Below are 4,778 nucleotides of genomic sequence, written 5' to 3'. Positions count from 1 at the left end.
TGCACCGGCCGCCGCCGGTACCCGGCGCGCCGAGGCCGGGCGGCGGGTTCGGGGGCGGGCGGGACGGACGCTGGGCTGGCTTCCATGGCGGTCAGCGTAACGGCCCCGGGCCGGATGGGAGCCGGGTCTGCACCGATCTTCCGAACGGGCGTTTGTACTCGTCCGGGGCCCTTCCGGGAGGCGGCCCGCCGGGTGCCGCCCGAGGATGGGACGCAGCACGCCGCAGTCCCGAGGAGGCCCGCCGGATGGCGCAGACCCTGGAACGGCCGCCCCGGGCGCGCCGGCCGCGAGGGGTGCCGCACGCCGTCCTGGCCTGGGTCCGCTCGGCGCCCGGCACGTACCTGTGGCTGCTCGTCCTGGCGGTCACCAGCCTCGTCGTGGCGCGGATGGACCCGCACACCCTGGACTGGTTCCTGGCCGCCCGCTCGACCAACCTGGAGCAGTTGCGCTCGCGCCCGGTGCACGCCCTGGTGGCCAGCGCGCTGTGGACGGAGACGTCGGGCTGGCCGCTCTACGCGGTGCTGTTCACCCTGTTCCACGCCAACGCCGAGCGCTGGCTGGGGACCGCGCGCTGGCTGATCGTGGCCGCGACCGCGCACGTGCTGGCGACCCTGGTGAGCGAGGGCGTGGTGGCCTGGGGGATCGCCCACGGCACCCTGCGGCGGAGCATGGCCGACACGGTGGACGTCGGCGTCTCCTACGCGCTGGCCGGGGTGGTGGCGGTGCTCGCCCACCGGTTCGCCGGCGGCTGGCGGTGGCTGTACGGCGGCGGGGTGCTGCTCTGCTACCTGGTGCCGCTGCTGGTCTCGCACACCTTCACGGACCTCGGGCACGTCAGCGCCGCGCTGATCGGCTTCGCCTTCGCCCCCTTCGCCCACGGACGGCCCCGCTGGGACCCGCGCCGGGCGCTGCGGCGCCGGAGGTCGCGCCGCGCGGGCGGCTGACCCCGGCGGTACGGCTCGATCTGGCCGGTCCATGCCATCCGGAAGGGGCTTGCAAACGGCGCGGGCCACGAAATGATGTCCGGATGGTTGAACTGATCAGCTCCGACGGCACCACACCCCGCAGTGTCGCCGACGCCTATGTCCGGGACCTCGCCGAGCTCGACCCGCTGACCGCGGTGTACCTGGGTCTGAACCCCGAGGACGACCGCCTCCCCGACCTCTCCCCGGCCGGCGCCGAGGCGATCGCCGAACTCGGCCGCGCCACCCTGGCCCGGCTCGACGGGGCCGAGGCGGCCCTCGACGCCGCCGAGGCGTCCGGCACCCCCCGGGACGAGGCCGAACGCCGTTGCGCCCGCCTGCTGCGCGAGCGGCTCACCGCCGAGCTCGCCGTGCACGACGCGGGCGAGCGGTACCGGGCCGTCCACAACCTGGGTTCCCCGCTGCACCTCGTCCGCGACGTCTTCACCCTGATGCCCACCGACACCGAGGAGCAGTGGCGGATCCTCGGCCGCCGCCTGGCCCGGGTGCCCGAGGCGCTCACCGGGTACCGCGCCACCCTCGCCGAGGGCGTCGAGCGCGGTCTGCTGTCCGGCCCCCGCCAGGTCGTCACGGTGACCGGCCAGCTCGGCGAGTGGCTGACCGGGGAGACCCCGGGCGGCTGGTTCGGCGATCTGGTCCGGCCGGCCCCCGAGGCGCTGCGCGAGGAGCTGGCCGGGCACGCGGTGGCCGCCGCCGAGGCGGTCGCCGCCCTGCGCGACTGGCTGCGCGACGTCTACGGTCCCGCCGCCGCCGACCAGTCCGACACCGTCGGCCGCGAGCGCTACGGCCGCTGGGTGCGCTACTGGACCGGTGCCGACCTCGACCTCGACGAGGCCTACGCCTGGGCCTGGGGAGAGTTCCACGACCTGCTCGCCCAGATGCGCGCCGAGGCCGGGAAGGTGCGGCCCGGCGCCGAGCCGATGGAGGCGATGAAGTGGCTGGAGACCGACGGCCCCGCGCGGCAGGGCGCCGAGGCGGCCCGTGAGTTCCTCCAGGGCCTGATGGACTCCGCGATCGCCGACCTCCAGGGCACCCACTTCGACCTGGCCGAGCCGGTCACCCGGGTCGAGTCGCGGATCGCCCCGGCCGGCAGCCCCGCCGCGCCGTACTACACCGCCCCGTCGCTGGACTTCAGCCGCCCCGGCCGGACCTGGCTGCCGCTGCTGGGCCGTGAGCGGTTCCCGGAGTGGGACCTCGTCTCGACCTGGTACCACGAGGGCGTCCCCGGCCACCACCTGCAGCTCGCGCAGTGGACCTACGTCGCCGACCGGCTCTCCACCTACCAGGTCAGCCTCGGCGGGGTGAGCGCCAACCTGGAGGGCTGGGCGCTGTACGCCGAGCGCCTGATGGACGAGCTCGGCTACCTCACCGACCCCGGCCACCGGCTCGGCTACCTCAACGCGCAGATGATGCGGGCGCTGCGGGTGATCGTCGACATCGGCATGCACGTGGGCCTGGACTTCCCGGCGGACTCGCCGTACCGCCCGGGGGAGCGGGTCTCGCCGGAGGCCGCGCGGGAGTTCTTCGGCCTGTACTGCGGGCTGTCCGCCGACTTCCTGGACAGCGAGCTGGTCCGCTACCTGGGCCTGCCCGGGCAGGCGATCGGCTACAAGCTGGGCGAGCGGGCCTGGCTGCGCGGACGGGCGGCGGCCCGGGCGGCGCACGAGGCGCGCGGCGAGGTGTTCGACCTCAAGGCCTGGCACATGGCGGCGCTGTCGCAGGGCTCGCTGGGCCTGGACGACCTGGTCGCGGAGCTCTCGGCGCTGTAGCGGCCGGTGAGCGGCGGCGCGAGGCCCCCGGGGACGGTCCCGGGGGCCTCGTGCCGTGGACCTACGACCCTGGTTCTTTGGTCCTGGTTCGACCGATTTGAGCAGATTTTTCCTTGCCATTCGCCACCCCGCGCGTTTGGCTTGAAGGCGACTGCGTGACCTCTCCGCACCCCTCCGGAAAGGCTCCCCCAGTGTCTTCTGCCCAAGCCCAAGCCCCCGACGGTCACCCGGCGGCGGAGTCCCGCCGCTGGTGGGCCCTGGCGGTCATCGCCATCGCCCAGCTGATGATCGTCCTCGACATCACCATCGTGAACATCGCCCTCCCGTCGGCCCAGAAGGACCTGGGGATATCCGACGCGGACCGGCAATGGGTGATCACCGCCTACACGCTGGCCTTCGGCGGCCTGCTGTTGCTGGGCGGCCGGCTCGGCGACCTCTTCGGCCGCAAGCGCGTCTTCACCATCGGTCTGCTCGGCTTCGCGCTCGCCTCCGCGATCGGCGGCGCCGCGACCGGCCCGACCATGCTCTTCGCGGCCCGCGCCCTCCAGGGCGCCTTCGGAGCGCTGCTCGCGCCCTCCGCGCTGGGCCTGCTCTCCACCACCTTCTCCGACCCCAAGGAGCGGAGCACCGCCTTCGGGATCTTCGGCGCGATCGCCGGCGGCGGCGCCGCGATCGGCCTGATCACCGGCGGGCTGCTGACCGAGTACCTGAACTGGCGCTGGTGCCTGTTCGTCAACACCCCGATCGCGGTGGTGACGGCCTTCGCGGCGTTCTCGGTCCTGGAGCGCGACCACATCGGCAAGGGCACCCGGGTCAAGCTCGACCTGCCCGGCGCGCTGCTCGGCTGCGGCGGCCTGCTCGCCATCGTGTTCGGCATGTCCGAGGCGGTCACCCGGGGCTGGGGCGACTGGCTGGTGCTGGGCTCGCTGCTGCTCGGCGTGGCCCTGCTCGCGGTGTTCGTCCTGGTCGAGAAGCGCACCACGCACGCGCTGCTGCCGCTGCACATCGTCGCCGACCGGAACCGGGGCGGCGGGGCGCTCTCGGTCGGCCTCGCCATGATCGGCATGTTCGGCCTGTTCCTGTTCCTCACCTACTACCTGCAGGTGATCAAGGGGTTCTCGCCGGTGATGTCCGGCGTCTCCTTCCTGCCGATGACGGCCGCCATCATCATCAGCTCGACCGGCTTCGCGGCCCGGCAGATGACCCGGATCCCGTCCCGGAACCTGATCGGGCCCGGGCTGCTGCTCGCCGCCGCCGGCATGGCCTGGCTGACCCAGATGAAGGTGGACAGCCCGTGGGCCGGCATGGTGCTGCCGGCCGAACTGCTGCTCGGCTTCGGCATGGGCCTGGTCTTCATGCCGTCGATGAGCCTGGCCACCCTCGGGGTCGCCCCGAACGAGGCCGGCGCGGCCTCGGCCACCATCAACTCCGCCCAGCAGGTCGGCGGCTCCTTCGGCACGGCGCTGCTCAACACCATCGCGGCCAGCGCCACCGCGAGCTGGCTGGCGAGCCGGATCGCCGGGGCGGGCGACCCCGCCGTCCAGGCCCAGGGCGCGGTGCACGGCTACGTCATCGCCACCTGGGTGGCGATGGGCATCCTGCTGCTGGCCGCGCTGATCGCCTTCCTGATGATCGACCACCGGCCGGCGCCGGGGGAGGCCGCCGGAGCCACCGGGGCCGTCGGCGGGGCGGCGGAGGACGCAGCCGGTGCGCGGGCGCCGCAGACCCAGGAGCAGACCCCGGCCCAGCAGCGCCAGCGAGCCCGGTGAACGGCGCGGCGACCGGCTGAATTCTCATCGCGTTCCCAGCGGCGCGTCACGCCCCTCCCAGCCCGGGCCGCCATAGTCGGTTCCCGTACCGCCGCCGACCAGGACAGGAGCCGCCAGGCATGGGCCAGCACCGCCGCCGCACCCGCCGACGCCGCTACCTGGCCCCGACCCTGGTCACCACGACCCTCTCCGCGGTCACCGTGGCGGCCGTGGTGGTCGGCACCCACAGCGTGACCCCCCGGGCCACCGCCGTGGCC

At 74.3% G+C, this 4,778-nt stretch carries 3 protein-coding genes; all 3 read left to right on the top strand.

Features of this window, described 5'->3' with window-relative positions; translation table 11 throughout:
- The first annotated feature begins 245 nt into the window (after positions 1-245).
- Positions 246-944, top strand: coding sequence for a rhomboid-like protein (locus tag ABD308_RS01620; protein WP_344324300.1), 699 nt, complete (start codon positions 246-248; stop codon positions 942-944).
- Positions 945-1,027: 83 nt separating this feature from the next.
- Complete coding sequence (locus tag ABD308_RS01615; RefSeq protein ID WP_344324297.1) at positions 1,028-2,752, top strand: DUF885 domain-containing protein; 1,725 nt, start codon at positions 1,028-1,030, stop codon at positions 2,750-2,752.
- 191 nt (positions 2,753-2,943) lie between these two features.
- Entirely contained in the window at positions 2,944-4,521 is a 1,578-nt protein-coding gene (locus ABD308_RS01610) for an MFS transporter (RefSeq protein WP_344324294.1), read from the top strand.
- The last annotated feature ends 257 nt before the right edge of the window (positions 4,522-4,778 follow it).

Origin of the sequence: Kitasatospora putterlickiae, from assembly GCF_039527695.1 — a bacterium.
In the GTDB taxonomy this organism is placed as follows: domain Bacteria; phylum Actinomycetota; class Actinomycetes; order Streptomycetales; family Streptomycetaceae; genus Kitasatospora; species Kitasatospora putterlickiae.
The sequence above is the reverse complement of the archived record's forward strand: the minus strand, read 5'-3'. Positions and strand labels throughout refer to the sequence as shown.

Coding starts and splice junctions, on each gene's coding strand:
- ABD308_RS01620 (WP_344324300.1), top strand. CDS start 246: ATGGCGCAGACCCTGGAACGGCCGCCCCGGGCGCGCCGGCCGCGAGGG.
- ABD308_RS01615 (WP_344324297.1), top strand. CDS start 1,028: ATGGTTGAACTGATCAGCTCCGACGGCACCACACCCCGCAGTGTCGCC.